Annotated in this window: 13 protein-coding genes and 3 pseudogenes; 9 read left to right on the forward strand and 7 right to left on the reverse strand. The window is 71.9% G+C overall.

The genetic code is table 11. From position 1 onward, the window contains the following. Positions 1-77: 77 nt before the first annotated feature. The 3 genes from ACIQZO_RS31560 to ACIQZO_RS31570 all read left to right on the forward strand — a co-directional run bounded on the left by ACIQZO_RS31560 (position 78) and on the right by ACIQZO_RS31570 (position 1,815). Positions 78-641, forward strand: coding sequence for a DUF1707 and FHA domain-containing protein (locus tag ACIQZO_RS31560; protein ID WP_403632697.1), 564 nt, complete (start codon positions 78-80; stop codon positions 639-641). Between the two features lie 61 nt (positions 642-702). After that, complete coding sequence (locus ACIQZO_RS31565; protein ID WP_403632700.1) at positions 703-840, forward strand: hypothetical protein; 138 nt, start codon at positions 703-705, stop codon at positions 838-840. Between the two features lie 129 nt (positions 841-969). After that, a complete protein-coding gene (locus ACIQZO_RS31570; RefSeq protein ID WP_403632702.1) occupies positions 970-1,815 on the forward strand; it encodes a 2OG-Fe(II) oxygenase in 846 nt (281 codons plus the stop codon). Here ACIQZO_RS31570 and ACIQZO_RS31575 read toward each other — a convergent pair. The 4 genes from ACIQZO_RS31575 to treY form a co-directional block, all read right to left on the reverse strand. Further along, complete coding sequence (locus tag ACIQZO_RS31575; protein ID WP_403632705.1) at positions 1,796-3,133, reverse strand: M14 family zinc carboxypeptidase; 1,338 nt, start codon at positions 3,131-3,133, stop codon at positions 1,796-1,798. The two genes, ACIQZO_RS31570 and ACIQZO_RS31575, sit on opposite strands and share 20 nt — an antisense overlap. 201 nt (positions 3,134-3,334) lie before the next feature. Beyond that, on the reverse strand, positions 3,335-4,060 hold the full coding sequence (locus ACIQZO_RS31580) for a hypothetical protein (RefSeq protein WP_403632708.1): 726 nt from the start codon (positions 4,058-4,060) through the stop codon (positions 3,335-3,337). Between the two features lie 4 nt (positions 4,061-4,064). Beyond that, positions 4,065-5,645: a protein kinase gene (locus ACIQZO_RS31585; RefSeq protein WP_403632711.1), complete on the reverse strand. Its 1,581-nt coding sequence runs from the start codon at positions 5,643-5,645 to the stop codon at positions 4,065-4,067. Positions 5,646-5,842: 197 nt separating this feature from the next. Beyond that, entirely contained in the window at positions 5,843-8,137 is a 2,295-nt protein-coding gene (treY, locus tag ACIQZO_RS31590; RefSeq protein ID WP_403632714.1) for a malto-oligosyltrehalose synthase, read from the reverse strand. Between the two features lie 82 nt (positions 8,138-8,219). Here treY and ACIQZO_RS31595 point away from each other — a divergent pair, with 82 nt between their 5' ends. Further along, positions 8,220-9,506 carry an MFS transporter gene (locus ACIQZO_RS31595; RefSeq protein WP_403632716.1) on the forward strand — a complete coding sequence of 429 codons (1,287 nt, stop codon included), beginning with the start codon at positions 8,220-8,222 and terminating at the stop codon, positions 9,504-9,506. Here the strand turns inward: ACIQZO_RS31595 and glgX are convergent. Beyond that, positions 9,491-11,605 (reverse strand): glycogen debranching protein GlgX, encoded by a 2,115-nt coding sequence (gene glgX / locus ACIQZO_RS31600; protein WP_403632719.1) that lies wholly within the window; start codon positions 11,603-11,605, stop codon positions 9,491-9,493. The two genes, ACIQZO_RS31595 and glgX, sit on opposite strands and share 16 nt — an antisense overlap. Positions 11,606-11,891: 286 nt before the next feature. Between glgX and ACIQZO_RS31605 the strand changes: the two genes are divergently transcribed. From ACIQZO_RS31605 to ACIQZO_RS31615, 3 genes and pseudogenes are all read left to right on the forward strand, one after another. Beyond that, positions 11,892-13,169 (forward strand): SAV2148 family HEPN domain-containing protein, encoded by a 1,278-nt coding sequence (locus ACIQZO_RS31605; RefSeq protein ID WP_403632722.1) that lies wholly within the window; start codon positions 11,892-11,894, stop codon positions 13,167-13,169. A gap of 99 nt (positions 13,170-13,268) precedes the next feature. Beyond that, a pseudogene (locus tag ACIQZO_RS31610) lies at positions 13,269-13,577 on the forward strand (exonuclease domain-containing protein); the annotation flags it as partial. An 89-nt stretch (positions 13,578-13,666) separates the two neighbouring features. Then, positions 13,667-14,380, forward strand: a complete 714-nt coding sequence (locus tag ACIQZO_RS31615) for a 3'-5' exonuclease (protein ID WP_403632725.1) — start codon at positions 13,667-13,669, stop codon at positions 14,378-14,380. Positions 14,381-14,389: 9 nt separating this feature from the next. Here the strand turns inward: ACIQZO_RS31615 and ACIQZO_RS31620 are convergent, their stop codons facing one another. Together ACIQZO_RS31620 and ACIQZO_RS31625 are read right to left on the reverse strand one after the other, a co-directional pair. Further along, positions 14,390-15,901, reverse strand: coding sequence for a S1 RNA-binding domain-containing protein (locus ACIQZO_RS31620; RefSeq protein ID WP_403632728.1), 1,512 nt, complete (start codon positions 15,899-15,901; stop codon positions 14,390-14,392). Positions 15,902-16,053: 152 nt separating this feature from the next. After that, complete coding sequence (locus ACIQZO_RS31625) at positions 16,054-17,298, reverse strand: tyrosine-type recombinase/integrase (protein ID WP_403632731.1); 1,245 nt, start codon at positions 17,296-17,298, stop codon at positions 16,054-16,056. Positions 17,299-17,363: 65 nt separating this feature from the next. Here ACIQZO_RS31625 and ACIQZO_RS31630 point away from each other — a divergent pair. Continuing rightward, a pseudogene (locus ACIQZO_RS31630) lies at positions 17,364-17,780 on the forward strand (3'-5' exonuclease); the annotation flags it as partial. 97 nt (positions 17,781-17,877) lie between these two features. Further along, positions 17,878-20,443: pseudogene (locus ACIQZO_RS31635) on the forward strand (hypothetical protein); the annotation flags it as partial.

Below are 20,443 nucleotides of genomic sequence, written 5' to 3' on the forward strand. Positions count from 1 at the left end.
TGCGTATCCTGCCCATCATTGCGGGCGCGGCGGGGGAGTTCTGGACACTCCGCCCCCGACGGGCCGACAATCACCCTGTGACGTCCAGTTTTGAGATTCCCGCCTTCCCCGCGCCGCGGCTGTCCGACGCCGAGCGCGACCGGGCGCTGGGCCAGCTCAGGGAGGGTGCGGCCCTCGGCAAGCTGTCCCACGACACCTTCTTGCGCCGCATGGAACTCGCCCTCGTCGCGCGCCGCTCCGAGGACCTGGCGGTGCTCACCGCCGATCTCCAGTCCCGGGAGCCCGCCGAAAGCCCCTGGACCCGTCGGCTGTTCGGCTGGGTCGGCCGGGTCTCGGCCGTCTCCGTCGGGGTCCGGCGCGCCTGGGCCGCCGAGCGACTGCCGAAACTGCTGCTGCCGCACCCGAGCGCGGCGGCCCTGCGGATCGGCCGCGACCCCGGCAACGGCCTGCGGCTCAGCCACGAAACGGTCTCCCGGGCGCACGCGGAGCTGAGCATGCGCGACGGGAGGTGGGTGCTCAAGGACCTCGGCTCCACCAACGGGACCACGGTCAACGGACGCCGGGTGACCGGCTCCGCGCTGGTCCGGGACGGGGACCAGGTCAGTTTCGGGAACATGACCTTCCGGCTCTCGGCCGGCTGAGGCCGCCCGCCGGGAGGCCCCGCCGGTCCGCCGACGGGAGCCACCGCGCAGGATGGCTCCCATGGAACACACGCCCCTCGGACTCGACCACGTCGAATTCCAGACCCCCGAATGGAACGAGGGCGCGATCGGGTTCTACGACCGTCTCGGGGCCACCGGAGGCCCGAAGCTCCGGTACAGCCTGCCCGTGGACCGCTGACCGCTGACCGACCGCTCACCGCGGTGGGGCCGACCCCGGACCGTCGTGTGACGCGGGTGCGCCGCGCACACCCATGCGCCCCCGTGTGCCCCTTCGGCGCGGGCGGCCGCCGTCGTACGGTTCCGGGCTATGAGCGGATACACGAGGGAACCGGCCACGCCGATGGAAATCGGCCCCCGTGTACTGCCGCCCTCCGACCAGTGGTCCCCCGCGCTCGCCGTGCCGGCGCCGGTCTGCCGCTTCGAGAACTTCCTGGGTGCGCAGCGTGCCGGCGCCCTGCTGGAGTACGCGATAGCGCGGCAGGACGACTTCACGGCGGGAACGGTCCTGGACCCCCTCACCGGACAGGTGTCCCGCAAGGGGCGGGACTCGCTGGTCCTGCCCGTGACCAGCGAGGTGTTCAGCGCACACCTGGCCGACTGCCTGCCGCTCGTCCAGGAGCTCCTCGACCACCGGGCCGCCCTCACCCGGTCGTTGACCGTCCTGACGGCGCACGGCGAGGGCGGCCACTTCGGCATCCACACCGATGCCTCCCGCGTCCGTGACGCGAGCACGGCGCTGTCCGCGGTGTACTACCTGCACCGCACGCCCCGAGGCTTCGGGGGCGGCAAACTCCGCCTGTACGACACGGTGGTGCACGAGGGCAGGGCGCGACCCGCCGAGTCCTACCGCACGATCGAACCCGAGCACGACACGATCGCCTTCTTCCCTTCCAGCGCCTTTCACGAGGTGGTGCCCTCCACCTGCCCGAGCGGGCGGTTCTCGGACCACCGGTTCACCCTCACCACCTGGATCTCCGACGGGGAGTCCGCCGCGGGACCGCAGGACCGGCGGTCGCGGGTGGCGCGGTGGATGGCGGACGCGGCCGAGGGCACCCGTCCGCTCCACGACGCCGAGCGGGATCACGACGGCGCCAGGCCCGTCCCCCTTCCGCCGTCCGGTCCGGCCACCCGCCTCAGGACGAACCGGAGCTGACGGCCGTACTGTCGGGCAGCCCGGCCGCGACCAACCGGTCGTAGGCGGCCAGGACCGTACGGGACTGGTGCTCCACCTGGGTGGCCACCGGGACCCAGCGGGCCCCGAAGAGGGCCGCGAAATCCTCGCACCACCCGGCGACCAGCCGGTCCAGCCCGGGCGCCGCCGGGTGCCCCTGCGCGCGCAGCACCCGCAGCAGCATCGCGGCGGCGCGCAGCGACAGCCGCCGCCCGAAGGCGTCGATGCTGGCGATGTACGCCGCGGTGGCCGCTGCCGGAGCCCCGGCCCTCCACTCGGCCGCGACCTGGGGGATCAGCGCGAGCGTCCAGTCCACCGCGCGCAGCAGGGGCGCCGTGGCCGGGTCCCCGTACGGCGGAGGGTCCTCCCGTACGCGGGCGCCGCCGCGGACCGCGGCGACGAGCGCGGCGTCCGCGGTCAGCCGCGCGGCCAGCGTGCGCAGGGTGCCGCGCGGGTCCGGGTGCGGGGCCGGATCGTCCACCAGGTCGGAGGCCCACATGGGGACTTCGACGATGGCGGTGGTGCCGGCGTATCGGTGGGCGTGGTACCAGGTGCTGAGCCGGGTGTCCTCCGGGTGGAAGGCCCCCGCGGCCTCGCTGCCCGGCTGCGGGATCACGAAGATCCCGGGCCCGGGGGAGGGCCAGCCGGCCGCGTCCGAGGCCCCGTTCTCCACGGGGATGTGCAGCTCGGCGGCCGAGGCGGCGAACGGCTCGGCGAGGCCGGGAATGTCCCGGGTCAGCTGCACCCAGGAGCCGCCGAGGTCGGTGGCGTGCAGCGAGACCTGCAGGACGGGCCGCAGCTCGTCGATGAGCGCGGTCAGGGCCAGGGTCTCGGGCGGCAGCCGGTCCGGGGGCAGTAAGGACGGCGCCCACTCCGGCTGTTCGGGGCCGGGCGGCCGGAAGAAGCTCCGGTGGTAGTCGAGCAGGGACCGCGGGCTGGGTGTGCGGTGCAGGTTCGCGCCGTCCGGGTCGGCGCAGAGCAGGAAGTGCCAGCCGCAGCCGGCCCGCGGGGCCGGGTCGTCCAGGAGGCGCCGGGCGAGCGAGAGGGCGGTGGCACCGCCGACGGGTTCGTTCGCGTGTGCCCCGGCGACGACCAGGACGGCGCGGTCGTCGGTGCCGAGCGGGGTGCCGAGCGGGGTGCCGCCCGTGGCGGCGAGGGACAGGACCCAGAGCGGCTGCCCGGCCCGGGAGGCTCCGGCCTGGCGAAGCCCTACCTCGCCGGGGTGTTCGTCCGCCAGAGCGCGGGCGGCGAGCCCGAGTTCCCGCGGTGTGGGGTAGCGCATGTCACGGAGGAGAGTCACAAGGGATGCCATGCCCGCGGGGCCCGCCGCCTACTGCTCCGCGGGCCCCGCAGTTCCCCTCAATGCGCAGGGAAACCCCCTGGCCAAGGCCCGGGAGCCCCGTCGGCCGGGTGCGGCACCGTCGCCGGGGGCGCTGCCCCCGGACCCCCGCGCCTCGAACGCCGGCGGGGCTGGAGGAGTGCGGTGGGGCCGACACGGGCGCTACTGCTGGTGCAGGCCGCGGCCCGCCAGGGTGAGGTGGTCCATCTGGGAGCTGGAATGGGGACGAGTGCGGGTGGACACGTACCAGTAGGCGGTCGGATAGGCCTGCTCGAGCGATTCGATCTGGTGCCGGTGCCCGAGGAAGTACCCGAAGGGGTCACTGTCGAGCGGCTCGCCCATGGGCCCGGCGCCGACCGCGAGCAGGGGCCAGGGTAGGTCCAGATCGGAGTCGAAGCGGATCCGCAGGTCCCGGCGGCCCAGTACTGCCGTCAGCCGGTCGCGCGCCTGCGCCAGCTGCCGACCGTCCCCGGCGAGCAGCTCGTCCAGCAGGTACTGGCCCTCCCAGACCAGGCGGGTCACCTGCGCCTCCACCTCGACGGCCGGGCGGTCGCCGAGATCGGCGAGGTTGGTGTACGGCAGGGCGTCCAGCGGTCCCCGCCACTGGACCGGCTGGTACGCGACGAAGTCCTGCCAGCCGGATATGAGCCGGGCCGACAGAGTCATGAGCTCTTCCGCGCCCGTCTCCAGCGTGGCGTAGCAGAGGTTGGTCCGCGGCTGCGGCAGGACGTCGGGATCGTCGCCCCACAGGACGATGGTGGTCACCGCTTCGGACGGACGGCGGATGCAGACGGTCAGCTCCCTGGGCCCGCAGGACGGGGGCTCCGGCAGCAGCCGGTAGGCGCGGCTGGGGTCCTGGGCCGCGTCCCAGTCGATCGGGGGGTTCAAGGGTTCAGAACTCCGGTCCTTCGTGCCGGGCGGAGCCGAGCAGAGCGGGCTCAGTGGTCTCCACGGTCGCATCGAGCTCCTGGAGCACCACGCCGTGTGTGCGGTCGTACACCGTGAACCGGAGCCGGTGCCGGCCCGGGGTGTGAGCGGTGAACACGAAGGCGGCGGGCTTTGCTTCGGCGTGCTGTACGAGATACCCCGCGCAGGGCGGTTCCAGGGTCGACCCGGCCCCGCGCGGCGAGGCCACGAGCACCAGCTCGGCGGGGGCCCTGGTGTCCCCGGCGGCCCGGTGCCAGGGATGGCCGGCCGGGACGTCGAGGCGGAACTCCAGCCGGACGGCGCGTCCCACCTGGGCCCCGGTGTCGCTCAGGGTCAGCCGGGGTGTGCAGGCGGGGAGTTCCGCCAGGGCCGCGGGGGGAGGCGGGGGCGGTACGGGTGCCCGGTCGGGGGAGGGGCCGGTGGCGGCCGCGACGGCTGGGCCGGGAACGCGGCCCGGACCGCCGCGCACCTTCGCCCGTAACAGCGCCAGGCAGTGCCAGCCCACCTGCGACAGCACGCGCACGGTCCCGTAAGCGACGCCGAACACCAGCGCGGCCAGTAAGGAGGTCCCCGGGTCGGGGGCCGAGGGCCGGCTCACCAGGTGCCAGCCGAACAGCGCGAGCAGGGTGACCAGCACCCCGGTCATGAAGGCGGCCATCGCCCGACTGGTGGCTGTGGTGAACGCCTGTACCAGCTGCTCGCGCAGGTGCTCCCAGAAGGAGCGCGGCGGCCGGTTGGCGACGGCCCAGTGACCACCGGCCATCGGCTGGTGCCTCGCGGCGAGCGTGCGCAGCGAGACCAGGGCAGGGGCGGCGGAGGTACGGGCACCCGGGTGCGGGCAGAGCAGGAGCTCCAGCAGCAGACTGATCTCGGTCTCCCCGGCGATGCGGGGCGGGCGCGCGTCGTGCACCGTGCGGACCCAGCGGAACCTCCTGAGCGGCCCGTACAGCAGACTGCGGCTGCCCCTGAGGATCTCGTGAATGACCATGCCCAGGGCCCACAGGTCCGCCGAACGGGTCGGGGGCGGCGGCCGGTCGGCCTTGGGAGCCGCCAGCTCGGGCGCGGTGTACCGGGAGTCCGGACGCCAGGGCCGCACCCACGGCCCCTGCTCGTCGTGCGGTGAGGGGGTCAGTCCGTAGCCGGCCAGGGCCAGGGTGCGGTCGGCTCGGAAGAACACGTGGCGGGGGTCGAAGCGGCCGTGCACGATGCCCTCGTCGTGCAGCTCCTGGAGGGCGGCCGCCATCTCCACCCCGAGGTACGAGGCCCCGGCGCCGTCCAGCTTTCCCTGCTCCTTCATGAGGTGGCGGAGCGAGAAGGGCTGGACCGGATCCATGACCACCCACAGCGACCCCGCCTGTTCGAACGCGTCGTGCACGGACAGCAGATGGGGACGGCGCGGGTCCCGCACCCTGCGGACCTGGCGCAGCAGATCGCCGGGGACCCCGAGCGGCACTTTGTTCGGACCCCACGTCGAGGCCGACTTCGAGCGGGGTCTGTGCTTCGGCGCCGGCGGCGAGGTCAGCGGCCGTAGCTGCTGGACGAACACCTCCGCGCGCTCCTTCTCGTCGAAGGCGGACCAGTGGGTGGTTCCGTCGTGTTCCTCCCAGGCCCGGCCCAGCCAGTACGTTCCCGGAGCACGCGCGGTGCGTCGGCCGGCATCCCCTCGCCCCCTTCACCCGGCGCGCAGGCCGTGCGGCCCGGGTACGGGGCAGCCTAGCGACCGCAGGCCCCTCGCGCAGGGAATCACCGGCGCAGCCAGATGCCGACCGGGTGGTCGGCCAGCAGGGTTGCTACGTCTGGCGAACCGCTGTGCGAGGCGGGGGAGTCGGGGTGGAGGGGTGGGGTGTGCGAGGGGTCCGGGGAGGTGGGGGTGAGGGGGGTCCAGGTGCCGGGGGGCAGCGGGAGGCGGGTGTCGCGCCAGCCGCCCGAGGCGGCCAGGCGGTGGGACAGGCGGGTGGCCGCCACCAGCAGTCCGGGGCCCCGGGTGAAGGCCACCAGGTGGTCGGCGGCCGCGCCCTGGGCCAGGACCGGCGTGTAGCCCCGGAAGAGCTCCGGCCGCTCCCGCCGAAGCCGCAGCAGGGCGGCCGTCAGGCTCAGCTTCTCCTCGGCCGGGTCCTGCGGGGCGGCGCCGGCGTCCAGCCGGGTCAGCGCGCCGGTGGGGAAGTGGGCGGGGCGCCGGTTGTCGGGGTCGACCAGGGCCCGGTACTCGGTCTCCGCGCCCTGGTAGACCTCCGGGACCCCCGGCATGGCCAGGTGCAGCAGGGTCATGCCGAGGAGGTTGGCGCGGGCCGCGCCGGCCAGTTCCGCGGGCAGGTCGAGCGGGGTCCGGGCGTACCCGGCCACGCCCGCCTCGTACTCCTCGTCCGGGTCGGTCCAGCTGGTGCGCAGGGCCGCCTCTCGGGCCGCCTTGAGCAGGGCGTCGGCCAGCCGGGGCGCCGCCTCGGGGACCCGGCCGAGCCCCAGCGCGGTCTGCCGGGCGACCCAGGCCAGCTGGGGGTCGGGCCCGGCCGGGCCGTCCATCAGCTCCGGCGCCTGGGACAGCGCCGCGATCCGGGCCCGGACGTCGGCGCTGCGCTTGGTGTCGTGCGTGGACAGGACGGTCCCGGTCGCGGGCCACTGCCGGGCCAGGTCCGCGCAGTACGCGTGGAACTCCGCGGGCGCCACCGCCGGCCGCCCCGGCTCCCCGCCGACCTCGGTGGCCGACAGCAGCGGCGCGTACCGGTAGAAGGCCCGGTCCTCCAGGGACTTGGCGCGCAGGGCCGCCGAGGTCTGGGCGAAGCGGGCGGCGAAGGCCGGGTCCCGCAGCAGCAGCTCCCGTACGGCGGCCACCGCGCCCGGACCGGTCAGCGCGGCGGCCTGTTCCACCGCCCGCGGCGGCAGGTCGATCTCGCCGGGATACGGCCGGTAGACGGGATAGGCGATCAGCAACTCCCGTACTGCCGAGGCTAGTTCGGGCCCGGCCTGGCGCTCCAGCGCGCCCAGTTCGGCGGCCAGGTCGCCGGTCAGTACCTCCCGTGCGGCCGCGCCGGCCGCCTCCGGCCACGGCGGCAGCCCGGTGCTCTGCCCGTACCGGGCCGCCAGCTCCGCGGCGCCCTCCGGGTCGGTGAACACCCCGTCCACCCGGTGCAGGGCGTCGTAGCCGGTGGTCCCCGCCACCGGCCAGCCGGACGGCAGTCGCTCCTCGCGGGCCAGGATCTTCTCGACCACCACCCAGCAGCCGTCACCCGCGGCCGCCCGCAGCCGCCGCAGGTACTCCTCCGGGTCCGCCAGGCCGTCCACGTGGTCGATCCGCAGCCCGTCCACGACCCCGTCCCGCACCAGCTCCAGCACCTTCGCGTGGGTGGCGGTGAAGACCTCGGGGTCCTCCACCCGGACCCCGATCAGATCCGAAATAGTGAAGAAGCGCCGGTAGTTGAGCGAGGTGCGGGCCTCACGCCACCAGGCCGGCCGGTACCACTGTGCGGCGAGCAGCTCGGGCAGGGCCAGCCCCGAGGTGCCCTCCCGCAGCGGGAACCGCTGGTCCCCGTAGCGCAGCACCTCGCCGTCCACCTCCAGCTCGCAGGTCTCCACGGGCCCGGCGAGCACCGGCAGCAGCAGCTGCCCGCCGCCCGCCTCCCAGTCGATGTCGAACCAGCGGGCGTAGGGCGAGGCGGGGCCGCACCGCAGCACCTCCCACAGCGGCCGGTTCAGCCGCAGCGGGGTGGGCACGGCCATGTGGTTGGGCACGATGTCCAGGACCAGGCCGAGTCCGTGCGCCCGGGCAGCCCCGGCCAGGGCCCGCAGGCCCGGTTCGCCGCCGAGCTCGGCCCGTACCCGGGAGTGGTCGGTGACGTCGTAGCCGTGCGTCGAGCCGGGCGCCGCCTCCAGCACGGGGGAGAGGTGCAGGTGGGACACGCCGAGCGAGGCGAGGTACGGTACGGCCGCTTCGGCCGCCGCGAAGGGGAACTCCGGGCGCAGCTGGAGACGGTAGGTCGACGTCGGAGTGACAGGTGTCGGAACTTCAGATTCCGATTCAGGGGTCGCGTGCGGCTGGCTCATGAGAACGTACGTACCCAGCCTGCCGGATTCCGTGCCATTACCCAATGCATCCGAGTGACTGCACCGGGTTAGTGTCGATCAAGTGGTTGGAACCGTCAACACCTATCGAAGAGTCATCGCCCTGACCGGGCCCCTACTTCCCCTCGTCTCGTTCCTCGCCCGACTGCCCGTCGCGATGTCCCAGTTCGGCAGCTTCCTGCTGGTCGCCCAGACCAGCGGATCCCTCGCCACGGCGGGCGTGGTCGGCGGCGCCCTCTCCGTCGGACAGGTCCTCTTCGGACCCGTCCTCGGCTGGCTCGCCGACCGGCACGGGCAGCGCCCCGTCGTCCTGGCCGCCGCCGCCGTCAACGCCGTGGCCACCGCCGCCCTCGTCGCCGGGGCGCTCACCCACCTGGCCACCGTCCCGCTCGCCGCGATCGGCGCCGTCACCGGCGCCTCCGTACCGCTGATCGGACCCCTCGCCCGCACCCGGTCGGTGGCCCTGGCCCGCCGGGCCCGGGCCGACGAGAGCGTCGTCGGCGCCGTCCACGCGCTCGAAGGCACCCTGGACGAGGTCTCCTTCGTCTTCGGACCCGCCCTCGTCGGACTCGCCGCGCTGCTCGCCCATCCGGCCTTCGCGCTGGCCGCCGCGGCCGGCCTCGTCGCCGTCTTCGGCACCGTCTACGCGCTGCACCCGACCGCCGCCGTCACGGCCGGGGCCCCCGCGCGCGAGCGGGGCCCGGGGAGCCGGGTCCGGCCGCCCGGCGTGGTCCACGCCGTACGCGGCTCCCTCGCCCTCCAGGGCATGATGTTCGGCGCCTGTCAGGCGGGCATCACCGCGCTCACCATCCGGCTCGGGGTCCCGGACCAGGCCGCGGTCGTCTACTCCGCGATGGGAGTCGTCAGCGCGTTCGTCGGCATCTCGCTCGGCGCGCTGCCCGCCCGCTTCGGGCTGCGGCTGCGCTGGCGGGTGGCGACCGGCGCCGCCCTGCTGTTCTCCGCGCCGCTGCTGGTCACCGACGGCCTGTGGCCGCTGTACGCCGTCGTCACGGTGCTCGGCGCCGCCTACGCACCCCACCTGATCACCGCGTTCGCGCTCACCGAGCGGGCCGTGGAACCGGCCCGCCTCTCCACCTCGATGGCCTTCGCCGCCAGCTGCCTGGTGGCCGGGCAGGCCGCGGCGCTCGTCGTCTGCGGGCGCCTCGCCGAGGCGTACGGCCCCGCCGGGGCCTTCGCCGTGGCCGTCGGGGCGGCCGCGCTCTGCCTGGTCCTCTCCCTCGTCACCCGGGTGCCCGCGGCCCGTACGCACACCGCCGGGGTGAGCGTCCCGGGACCGCGGACCGGCTCCCCGGCGACGGAGGGGAACGGCGCCGCCTACGCCGGGCGCTGAAGCACCACCAGGCACCGCCCCGTCAGCGCCACCCGGTCACCCGCCGCGTACTGCGGCCCGGTGCCGGGTGGCAGTACGTCCGCCCGCGCCGTGTCCACCACCAGCCGCCACTGCGTGCCGTGGCCCGGCGGAACGGTGAAGTCCTGTGCTTCCGCACCCGCGTTGAACATCAGCAGGAACGAGTCGTCGGTGATCCGCTCCCCGCGGGTGCCCGGCTCGGAGATCGCCTCCCCGTTCAGGAAGACGGTCAGCGCCCGCGCGTGCTGCGCCTGCCAGTCGCGCGCCCGCATCTCCTCCCCGTGCGGGGTGAACCAGGCGATGTCGGAGAGCTCGTCGTGCGTGCCCTCCACCGGACGGCCGTGGAAGAATCGGCGCCGCCGGAAGACCGGGTGGTCCCGGCGCAGCCACACCATCCGGCGGGTGAACTCCAGCAGCGACGGAGCCGGTTTGCCGGGCTCCGGCCAGTTCACCCAGGCCAGCTCGTTGTCCTGGCAGTAGGCGTTGTTGTTGCCCTGCTGGGTACGGCCGAACTCGTCGCCGTGACTGAGCATCGGCACTCCCTGCGACAGCATCAGGGTGGCCGTGAAGTTGCGCATCTGGCGTTCGCGCAGCTCCAGGATCTCCGGATCCTCGGTCGGCCCCTCCACACCGCAGTTCCAGGACCGGTTGTGGGTCTCGCCGTCCCGATTGCCCTCCCGGTTGGCCTCGTTGTGCTTCTCGTCGTACGAGACCAGGTCGTTCAGGGTGAAGCCGTCGTGGCAGGTCGCGAAGTTGATGGACGCCAGGGGGCGCCGCCCGTCGTCCTGGTAGAGGTCCGAGGAGCCCGTCAGCCGCCCCGCGAACTCCGCGAGCGTGCGCGGCTGCCCGCGCCACAGGTCCCGTACGGTGTCGCGGTACTTGCCGTTCCACTCGGTCCACAGCGGCGGGAAGTTGCCCACCTGGTAGCCGCCCTCGCCCAGGTCCCAGGGCTCCGCGATCAGCTTCACCTGGCTGACCACCGGATCCTGCTGGACCAGGTCGAAGAACGACGACAGCCGGTCCACCTCGTGGAACTGGCGGGCCAGCGTCGCCGCCAGGTCGAAGCGGAAGCCGTCCACGTGCATCTCGGTGACCCAGTACCGCAGCGAGTCCATGATCAGCTGGAGCACGTGCGGGGAGCGCATCAGCAGGGAGTTCCCCGTGCCGGTGGTGTCCATGTAGTGGCGCGGGTCGTCCGCCAGCCGGTAGTACGAGGCGTTGTCCAGGCCGCGGAAGGACAGGGTCGGGCCCAGGTGGTTCCCCTCGGCGGTGTGGTTGTAGACCACGTCGAGGATCACCTCGATGCCGGCCTCGTGCAGGGCCCGGACGGCCGACTTGAACTCCAGCACCTGCTGGCCGCGGTCACCCGAGGCGTAGCCGTTGTGCGGGGCGAAGAAGCCGATGGTGTTGTAGCCCCAGTAGTTGCTCAGCCCGTCGTTGACCAGCCGGTGGTCGTTGACGAACTGGTGCACCGGCATCAGCTCCAGCGCCGTCACCCCGAGCTTGGTGAGGTGAGCGATGACCGCTGGGTGCGCGAGCGCCCCGTAGGTGCCCCGCAGCTCTTCGGGAAGGTCCGGATGGTGCATGGTCAGACCCTTGACGTGGGCCTCGTACAGCACCGTGTGGTGGTACTCGTGGCGCGGCGGCCGGTCATTGGCCCAGTCGAAGTACGGATTCACCACCACCGAGCTCATCGTGTGCGGGGCGGAGTCCAGGTCGTTGCGCGAGTCGGGCCGGCCGAAGTGGTAGCCGTACACCGCCTCGTTCCAGCTGACCCGGCCGCTGATGGCCCGGGCGTACGGGTCCAGCAGCAGCTTCGCCGCGTTGCAGCGGCGGCCGCGCTCGGGCTCGTAGGGGCCGTGGACGCGGAAGCCGTAGCGCTGCCCCGGCATGATGCCGGGCAGGTACGCGTGACGGACGAAGGCGTCCGTCTCCCGCAGCTCCACGGCGGACTCGGAGCCGTCGTCGTGCAGGAGACACAGCTCGATGCGTCGGGCGGCCTCCGAATAGACCGCGAAGTTGGTGCCGGCGCCGTCGTACGTGGCACCCAGCGGATACGCCTGTCCCGGCCAGACCTGCATAGATAACGACTCATCCCTCATTGCCCGAAGATGTCCCGGCTGACCCGGCATGGACCACGTCCCTGCCAGATCTTCCCCGAAAGAGGGTCCCCAAGCGCGGACTTGAGAGGGGTCCTATTGGGTGACCCGCAGAGCCGATATCCGGGTCAGCGGACTGTGTGCGCATCGGATAATGGGTCAACGGACAGCCGCCGTAAGGGCCGTCGGGCTGCACCGGGCCGCGCGCGCGGAGTACCCTTCCGTGATCACTGGAGACGGGCGTCCAGACGCAGAAGGCGGTGCACGGGTGAGCTCGGGAGGTCTGGAGCTGCCCCCTGGTGACAGCAGTCACGAGGGTGGTCCGGCGGACGCCCCAGGAGGTGTCCCCGGCGGGGCACCCGCGGGGATCCCGGCCGGGGCGGTCTCCCTGGCGGGCGGCCCGGCGACGGCCGGGAACGCGGGGGCGGGCGTCGAGCTGGACTGGGGCGCGGACGCCTGGAGCGAGGTCCGCACGCGGGCGCAGCGGGCCGGGCGTGCGTACATCTGGCTGAATCTCATCGAGCAGCGGCTGCGCGCGGTCGTCGGGGCGGTGCTCCGGCCGATCTACGAACCGGTGCACGGCACCGACGACTGGGTCGTCGCGGCCGCCGGGCCCGCCGGGCAGGAATGGGTGCAGCGGGCCGTCGCGGTGCGCGAGGTCAGCCGCCGCAAGGGCTACCTGCTCGACTCCGCCGACGACAACGTGCTGAGCTTCCTGACGCTGCCGCAGCTGCGGGAGCTGATGGTCCAGCACTGGCCGTGCTTCGAGCCGTACTTCGACGACCGGCGCGAGATCGAGCTGGCCCTCGACGAGCTGGAGGTCACCCGCAACGTCGTCTCCCGCAACCGGGCCCTGTCCCGGCCCGTGCTGGAGCAGGCGGAGCGGGCCTCGGCGCGCCTGCTGGCGGTACTGGGCGGGGTCTCCGGCAGCCCCTCGGCGGACCGGCTGCCGATCGACGCCGTCGAGGACCTGGTGGGCGACCGGTACGCGGACGTGATCTCGGTCCACCCCGACCGGGTGCGGTTGCAGCGGCAGCTCCCGGCCGAGGACCTCTTCGGAGGGGCGCGGCGTCTCGACGCCATCGGCATAGGGCTCAACCTGCTGGTCCAGAACTTCTCGGGCCGAAGACTCGTCCGGCTCACCGAGGCCGGCTGCCGGGTGCGGCTGCTGTTCCTGAACCCGGCGAGCAGCGCCGTCAAGCGGCGCGAGCGGGAACTGGGACTGCGCAAGGGCGAGCTGAGCCGCTCGGTCGAGATGAACATCCTGCACGTGCGCCGGGTCCGGGCGGGGCTGCGGGATCCCTCCCGCTTCGAGATCCACGTCTTCGACGAGACCCCGCGGTTCACCGCCTACCTGGTGGAGGGGCAGTCCTCGGGCATCGCGGTGGTGCAGTCCTACCTGCGGCGGGCACGCGGCATGGAGTCGCCCGTCCTGGTACTGCGGGGCGGCGGGCGCGGCGTGCCCAAGGACGCGGACCACGGGTTGTTCACGACCTACCGCGAGGAGTTCGAATCGATGTGGGAGGACTCCCGGCCGGTGTCCTGAACGGCCCCGGCAGCCGCTCTGTCAGTGGCCCGTGGCAGTCTGAAACCCGTTGACCGAAGGTGTACGGGGGAGGGGCACGGGGTGGAGGACTGGCGCGGCATGGGGGACTGGCACGGCGGTGTGCTGATCGGATTCGACCTGGAGACGACCGGCACGGAGCCGGGGGAGTCGCGGATCGTGACGGCGGCCCTGGTCGAGGTGCGGGGCGGAGCGGTGCGCGAGCGGCGCGGCTGGCTCGCGGACCCGGGGATACCGATTCCCGAAGGGGCCTCGGCGATCCACGGGATCAGCACGGAACGCGCGGTCGCCGAGGGCCGCCCGGTGCGGGAGGTCGCGGACGAGGTCGCCGAGGCCCTGGTCGGCCACTGGCGGGCCGGTGCGGTGGTCGTCGCGTACAACGCGGCCTTTTATCCACGCACGCCAGACACGTCTCAGGTGTCTCATGACGGCGAAGCGCGGCGCCGGCCGGCAGTCCACGCCGGAATGGTGGCCGCGTGATGAGCTGGATCAGTGGGCCATTGGTGGCCTTCGACCTGGAGACCACGGGCACCGACGTCGAGACCGACCGCATCGTCACAGCCGCGGTCGTGCGGCTGGATCCGGACGGATCCGTCTCGGAAGAACGGACCTGGCTGCTCAATCCAGGGGTGGCCATACCAGAACAGGCGTCGGCGATCCATGGCATCTCGACAGCGCATGCTCGCGAGCACGGGGTACCGGCTGCTTCCGCCATCGAGGAGGTCGCGCAGGCCGTCGCCGAGGGGCTGCGTCTGGGGATGCCTCTGGTGGTGATGAACGCACGCTACGACCTGTCGCTGCTGGACCGTGAGTGTCGGCGGCACGAGGTCGAGTCGATCAGTGAGCGGCTGGGCAGTGTGCCTTCGCCTGTCATCGATCCGCTGGTGATCGACAAGCACGTCGACAAGTACCGGAAGGGCAAGCGGGCCCTCCACGCGTTGTGTGCTCACTACGGGGTGTCGCTCGATGACGCGCACGACGCGAGGGCGGACGCCGTGGCCGCCGGCCGCGTGGTGCGACGCATGGGTGAGAAGCACCGGCCCGTCGGCCTGATGCCATTGGCGGATCTGCATGACCTTCAGGTGCGCGCGGCGGCTGAACAGTCAGTCTCGTTGCAGGCCTATCTGCGGCGTACCGCGGATCCGACGACGGTCGTCGAGCCGGCGTGGCCGCTCATTCCCCGGAGGCGATGACCGCGCTGGTCAGCGCTCTCCGGGCGGGAGAGCCTGCAGGTGGGAGAGGGCGATCCGACGTCCTGGAAGGTCGACGTCCAGAATCTTCACGGTGAGGCTGTCTCCGACCTGAACAACATCCTCGGGCCGGTCCAGGTGCCCTTCGGTCAGCTCGATGAGGTGCACCAAGCCTTCGAGGCCGTCCTCTCTGTCTTCGATACGGACGAAGGCGCCGAACGGTACGACTTTGGTCACGACGCCGTTCGTGATCTGGCCGACCTGCTGTATGAACTGCGGCATCGGGTCCTCTTGCAATGCCTTCAGAGACAGCGGAACACGCTCGCGCACCAGGTCGACATCGAGGATCTCGGCCGAGATTTCCTGGCCGACGGCGACAACGTCGGAGGGGTGATCGAAACGGCGCCAGGACAGTTCGGGAATGTTGATCATCGCGGTGAAGCCGCCGATGTCCACGAAGGTCACACCAAAGCTGGCGATCTCCGTGACCGTGCCCGTGCAGATCTGCCCACGGTGGAGCGTCTTCAGAAAGGCCCAGTTCCGGTCGCTCGGCGTCGGCTCGGTCCTCCACCGCGCACGCAAGACGCCATCGCTGTCTGGCAGGACCGCGGTGAACAGCGGGTTTCGTTCGTCGAGGGCCAAGGACAGGGCCGTAGCGGCACGGGCGCCTGCCACCTGGGCGGCCAGTTGCGGGTACTCGGACTCGTCGGCGATCGTGCTGGTGATCAGCCCGTTCTTGTCCTCCCAGACGACTTCTACCGAGCCGTCATCGGGCAGTGCGGCGAGAACCGCATCGACGTCGGTGGACAGATCCGGCCAGACGGTCAACTGGGCGCGGGGCGTGAGCCGGGCTCGTACCGCATCGAGGGTGTCTTCGGTGAGGCGGTGCCAGCGGGAGGCATTGTGGAGGTACCCCTCCTCCAATATCGCTGCCTGCCGCGCGGCGATGGACCAGCGCAGACGGGCCCAGAAGTCCTCGTCGGCGGGCCGCTGCACGCCGGGCTCGTCGAAGTCCGCGTCGTAGGGCGAGGCCTCCAGCCGCTCCGGGAAGAGACCAAGAGCCCGGGTGCGGGCAAAGGCGCGTTCGCAGGGCTTGTCGCTGCTGACGTAGAGGTACTGGTCCCAACCGACCTGCACGACGAACCTGTCCTCCACCTCCAGACGGCACCAGGCACCGTTGTCGCGGAGCATGCCCCTGACCAGCTCCAGGCCGAGAGAGACGGGCACCTCCGCACCGTCGTGGAACCCGCTGAGGTCGGGCGGGAAGAGCCCGGCAAGGCCGTGGCCGTCGATCGTCGGCTCCAGACCGAAGTGGGCGAGGCCGGAGATCCCCGGCTCACGAATGGCCAGATGGTCGATTCCGGTGTCCTCGGCGAAGGCGGCAATCGCTTGCAGATATGCAGCCTCGACCGGTCCGTGGTCGCTGGTCGAGTCCTCAGCGCCGATATAGCTGCCGTGCTCGTCGCGGTCGGCAGGGTCGTACTTGGTGATCCGGCAGACGAAAGACGGCACGTTGCTCCCCATGGTTGTTGACGATGCTCGCTCAGCAGTCGATCTCGTGATCGGGAGCGTAAGGCGGGATGGGCCGGCGCATCGCCGCCTTGAGGATGGCCAGTGGGATCACCTTCTGCAAGCGGGATACCGTGCCGCATCAGGGTGTATCGATCAGCGGCGATCTATACGAGTGACGCGATCGCTTCGCTCAGCTGCTGGATCAACGCAGACAGCAGATGCACGGCGAAGGTGTGCCTGAGCACGTGGGGTGTGGCGTCGACATCGATCCCGCACGTACGGCATCTCTCCGAGGCCCGCACGAAGACCGACTCCCAGGCAGACAGAGACACAGGCCGCCCCTCCTGGCCCAGCCAGACGCACGCCGGGCCGAGGGAACGGCCCTGATCGTCAACGAGGTACAGGCGGGATCGGAGTGTCGGCGGCAGACGTGACCAGGGGACCCTTCGGAGCCTGCCGTCTTTCATCGGTACTCGCACACCTCGCCGGTCGGCTTGACTCCCCAGCACCGCGCCAGCCGGCAGCGGACAGCCGCGGGCACGCCAGCGGTCCAGCATCAGGGAGCGCTCGATCTCCACGTAGTCGGCCACGGCGCGCAGGACTCGATGGGGCAAGAGGATCTTGCGTCCCTTGCCCCGCTTGGCAGTCGGCGGCGCCAGGTCGAAGGGCACGCTTTTCGTGTCCCTCTGGCTGTCCAGGGCCGGGAGTTCCGGCCAGCAGAGCGAAGCGGCCTCCCCGATGCGCAAGCCGGTGGTGACCAGCAGCTCGGCCATGACGACGTTTCGCTCTGCATTACGGCCTCGGAAGCTCGCATCAGCTGTGCCCGTCTGCGGCTGACCCCGCAGGCCGATGTCGCGGAAGGCCGCGTAGTGGGGAACGGAAAGGAACTTGACGTTCCCGCGTTTGGCGGCTTTCTCTACCGCACGGTTGTTGCGGACGCGTACATGCTGCCCGGAGCCAGTGCGCCGCGAGCTCTCGTAGTACTTGAACGGCGTCCGCTCGATCAGAGCCTCGTCCACCGCCCATGTATAGAACTTGTCCACGGCGGCGACGCCTCGGTTCCAGGTCGAGGCCGAGACGACCTGTGTCGGGTCGGGAGAGACCCGCCGGGCTCGATGGAAGGCGGTGACGTCGTCACGGTCGGCGTGCCACAGGGTCTTGCCGCGGTGTTCCTGGAGGAACCGTCCCCAGGTCAGCAGGTCCAGAGCGTAGGCGCGCCAGGAATGTGCCGACCTCACCCCGAGGGTCGGCAAGGACCACAGGAATCGGTTGAGTTGGACGTCGTAGCTGCCGTCATCGCTGAGGATGAACGGTGCACCGGCATGTAATCCGTGCCGTGCGAGCGCCTTCGTCGCGTCGCTTACCCCGGCGGCTTCCAGCGCATCCGGGTCGGTGAAGAAGATCTCCATCTGATCGCACCCCCTGATCCATCAACGACATGGGGGGTCATGAGACACGATTGTGCGTGGATAAGGCCTTCGACCTGACCCTGCTGACGGCCGAGCTGGCCCGGCACGGCCTGCCGTCGCTGGCCGACCGGCTGGGCGGGGCGCAGACCGGACCGGTGGTGGACCCGCTGACCATCGACCGGGCCGTGGACCGCTACCGGCGGGGCAAGCGCACTCTGGAGGCGGTCTGCGGGGTGTACGGGGTCACCCTCGACGACGCGCACGACGCGGGCGCGGACGCGCTGGCCGCGGTCCAGGTGGCCCGCGCGATAGCCGAGCGGCACCCGGAGGTGGCCTCGCTCACCCCGGCCGACCTGCACGCGCAACAGGGCACCTGGCATGCGCGCTGGGCCCGGGACTTCCAGTCGTACCTGCGCCGCCAGGGCACTCCGGATGCGGTGATCGACGGGGCCTGGCCGCTGCGCGGCCTGGTCCCCGCCTGAGCCTGGCTCCGCCGCCCCCCGGCCCCCACCAAAAGCAGGCGGGCCACCCCGTACCGATGTGCGACGATCACTCGTCGCACATCACCCTGGGGGGTTCATGCCAACGCCAACGGCATCCGCAAGACATCCGCTTTCCACCGTCATCACCTGCCTGCTGGCCGTTCTCGCCGCGCTTCTCCTGCCGGTGAGCGCCGCTCGGGCCGCGCCGGCCGCTCAGGACTGCGTCGGCGTCGCCGAGGGACGGTACGCGGGCAGTTTCACCGCCGCCGGGCAGACGCACTGCCTGGAACTGCCGAGCCCGAAGGGCGCCCGAATCGCCGCCCTCACCTCGCTCGGCGGCGCGGGCCTGACCGCCGTGGTCGAGGTGGTCGACAGCAAGGGCACCGCGCAGTGCACCGAAGGCGAGCTCTCCCGGGGCGAGTGCGCCCTCACCGGAACGGCGCCGTTCCGTGCGCTGGTACACGCCGCGGACGACACCGCGACCGGGCCGTACGGCGTGCACTTCGTCCGCACGGACGTACTCCAGAGCGGCTGTCAGGTCCTGCCGGCCGGGAGCTTCGCCGACGACGCGGCGAGCGTGCGGCTGGAGACCGGCAACGGCGTCTTCTCGCACTGCCTGACCATTGCGGCCGACGCGCACTCCGCCTCGGAGCTGCTCCGTATCCGCTACAGCTTCCCGGACGACACGGATCTGTTCCCGAAGTACACGGTCGTCGTGATCGACACCGATGCTGACGGGCCCAGCTGTTACCACCACCCCGCCCCGGGGCAGCGGATCAGGACGGACGGCCTCAGCAGCTGCTCCTTCGAAGCCGGCAAGGCGTACACCGTGCTCGTGCAGGGGCAGGACGCCCCGCGCACCCACACCCTGGACCGCCGGGACGTCACCGCCACCGCTCCGGGCTGCGCCGCCTCCGCCGCGACGGCGGTCGGTGCCCCGGCCACGAGCGGTGTCTCCGGCCAGAACGGCACCCTGCGCTGCCACCGGATCACCACGGCCGCCGCCACGGACCGGCTGCGCGTCGACGTCCGGGACGCCCACGACAGCACACACACGCTGATCATGGGCGACAACGGCGGCATCGCCTGCCACCAGAAGAGCTGGGCCTGCACGGTCACCGGTTCCACCAGCTACCAGGTCGTGACCCAGGTCCCGCAGGACTGGTCCCTGCCCGACTCCTACCGCCTCGACGCCTGGCGGATCGCCACGGCCGCCGGTGCCGCTCCCGAGTGCACCCGCGCCGGATCGGTCGCGCACGGGTACGGCCCGCTGACCGGCACTCTTTCCGCGGAGCGCACCGGCGTCTGCGCGGTCCTGCCGAGCGTCTCGGGTGACCGGTTCAGAGCCGTTGTCTCGGCAACGGACGGCGGGGCGCGCACCCCGCGGCCCGCGTTCTACAGCACGGCCGGAACCGACCTCTGCATGGGCAACTCCTCACCGTACGACTGCTCCGCGGCCGGAGAGAGCCTGTTCGTCCTCCCCCTTCCGGACGGGGCGGAGCGTACGGCGTACCGTGCCGAGCTCGTCTGCACGACCGCGCCCTGCGGCTCCGAGGAGGTGTCCGTCGGGACGGTCACGCCGAGCACCGCTCAGAGCGGTACGGTCGCGACGCTCACCGTGCAGGGCACGGCGCTGGGCATGAGTTCCACCGTGGCGCTGACCGGCGGCCCGGCGCCGCTGACGGCCACGACCGTCTCGGTCTCCGACGACGGGCGGACACTCAAGGCGACCGTGGACCTGAGCACGGCCCCCGCCGGCATCTGGAACATCCGCGTCATCGTGCTCAACAGCAGTTACTCGGGTGGCACGCTGACGGTGACGCCGCCCCCGGTCACCGGGCTGGGCACCTACAAGCCGATCACGCCGACGCGGTTGATGGACACGCGTGAGGGTCTGGGTGTGCCGAAGGCGAAGGTGGGTGAGGCGGGGACGGTGACCCTGCAGGTCGCGGGCACGGCGGGGATTCCGGCGACGGGTGTCACCGCGGTGGTCCTGAACGTCACCGCGACCGGGCCCACGACGGGGAGTTTCGTGTCGGTGTATCCGAACGGGACTGCCCGTACGAGTGCGTCGAACCTGAACTTCACGGCGGGGCAGACGATTCCGAACCTGGTGGTCGTCCCTGTCGTGAACGGGAAGGTGAGTTTCTACAACCACGCGGGTTCGGTGGATCTGATCGCGGATGTGGCCGGCTTCTACACGACCGACGGTTCGGGTTCCTCGTACAAGCCGATCACGCCGACGCGGTTGATGGACACCCGTGAAGGTCTGGGTGTGCCCAAGGCGAAGGTGGGTGAGGCGGGGACGGTGACCCTGCAGGTCGCGGGTACGGCGGGGATCCCCGCGGGCGCGACCGCGGTGGTCCTCAACGTCACCGCCACCGAGCCGACCGCCGGCAGTTTCGTGTCGGTGTATCCGAACGGGACGACCCGCACCAGTGCGTCGAACCTGAACTTCACGGCGGGGCAGACGATTCCGAACCTGGTGGTCGTCCCCGTCGTGAACGGGAAGGTGAGTTTCTACAACCACGCGGGTTCGGTGGATCTGATCGCGGATGTGGCCGGTTTCTACACGACCGACGGTTCGGGTTCCTCGTACAAGCCGATCACGCCGACGCGGTTGATGGACACCCGTGAAGGTCTGGGTGTGCCCAAGGCGAAGG

It is taken from the genome of Streptomyces sp. NPDC097617, from assembly GCF_044761485.1.
Classification (GTDB): Bacteria; Actinomycetota; Actinomycetes; order Streptomycetales; family Streptomycetaceae; genus Streptomyces.

Excerpts from the sequence above, each read along its gene's own strand:
- ACIQZO_RS31565 (WP_403632700.1), top strand. The coding sequence starts at position 703 with ATGGAACACACGCCCCTCGGACTCGACCACGTCGAATTCCAGACCCCC.
- ACIQZO_RS31570 (WP_403632702.1), top strand. The coding sequence starts at position 970 with ATGAGCGGATACACGAGGGAACCGGCCACGCCGATGGAAATCGGCCCC.
- treY (WP_403632714.1), bottom strand. The coding sequence starts at position 8,137 with ATGAGCCAGCCGCACGCGACCCCTGAATCGGAATCTGAAGTTCCGACA.
- glgX (WP_403632719.1), bottom strand. The coding sequence starts at position 11,605 with ATGCAGGTCTGGCCGGGACAGGCGTATCCGCTGGGTGCCACGTACGAC.
- ACIQZO_RS31615 (WP_403632725.1), top strand. The coding sequence starts at position 13,667 with ATGAGCTGGATCAGTGGGCCATTGGTGGCCTTCGACCTGGAGACCACG.
- ACIQZO_RS31620 (WP_403632728.1), bottom strand. The coding sequence starts at position 15,901 with ATGGGGAGCAACGTGCCGTCTTTCGTCTGCCGGATCACCAAGTACGAC.
- ACIQZO_RS31625 (WP_403632731.1), bottom strand. The coding sequence starts at position 17,298 with ATGGAGATCTTCTTCACCGACCCGGATGCGCTGGAAGCCGCCGGGGTA.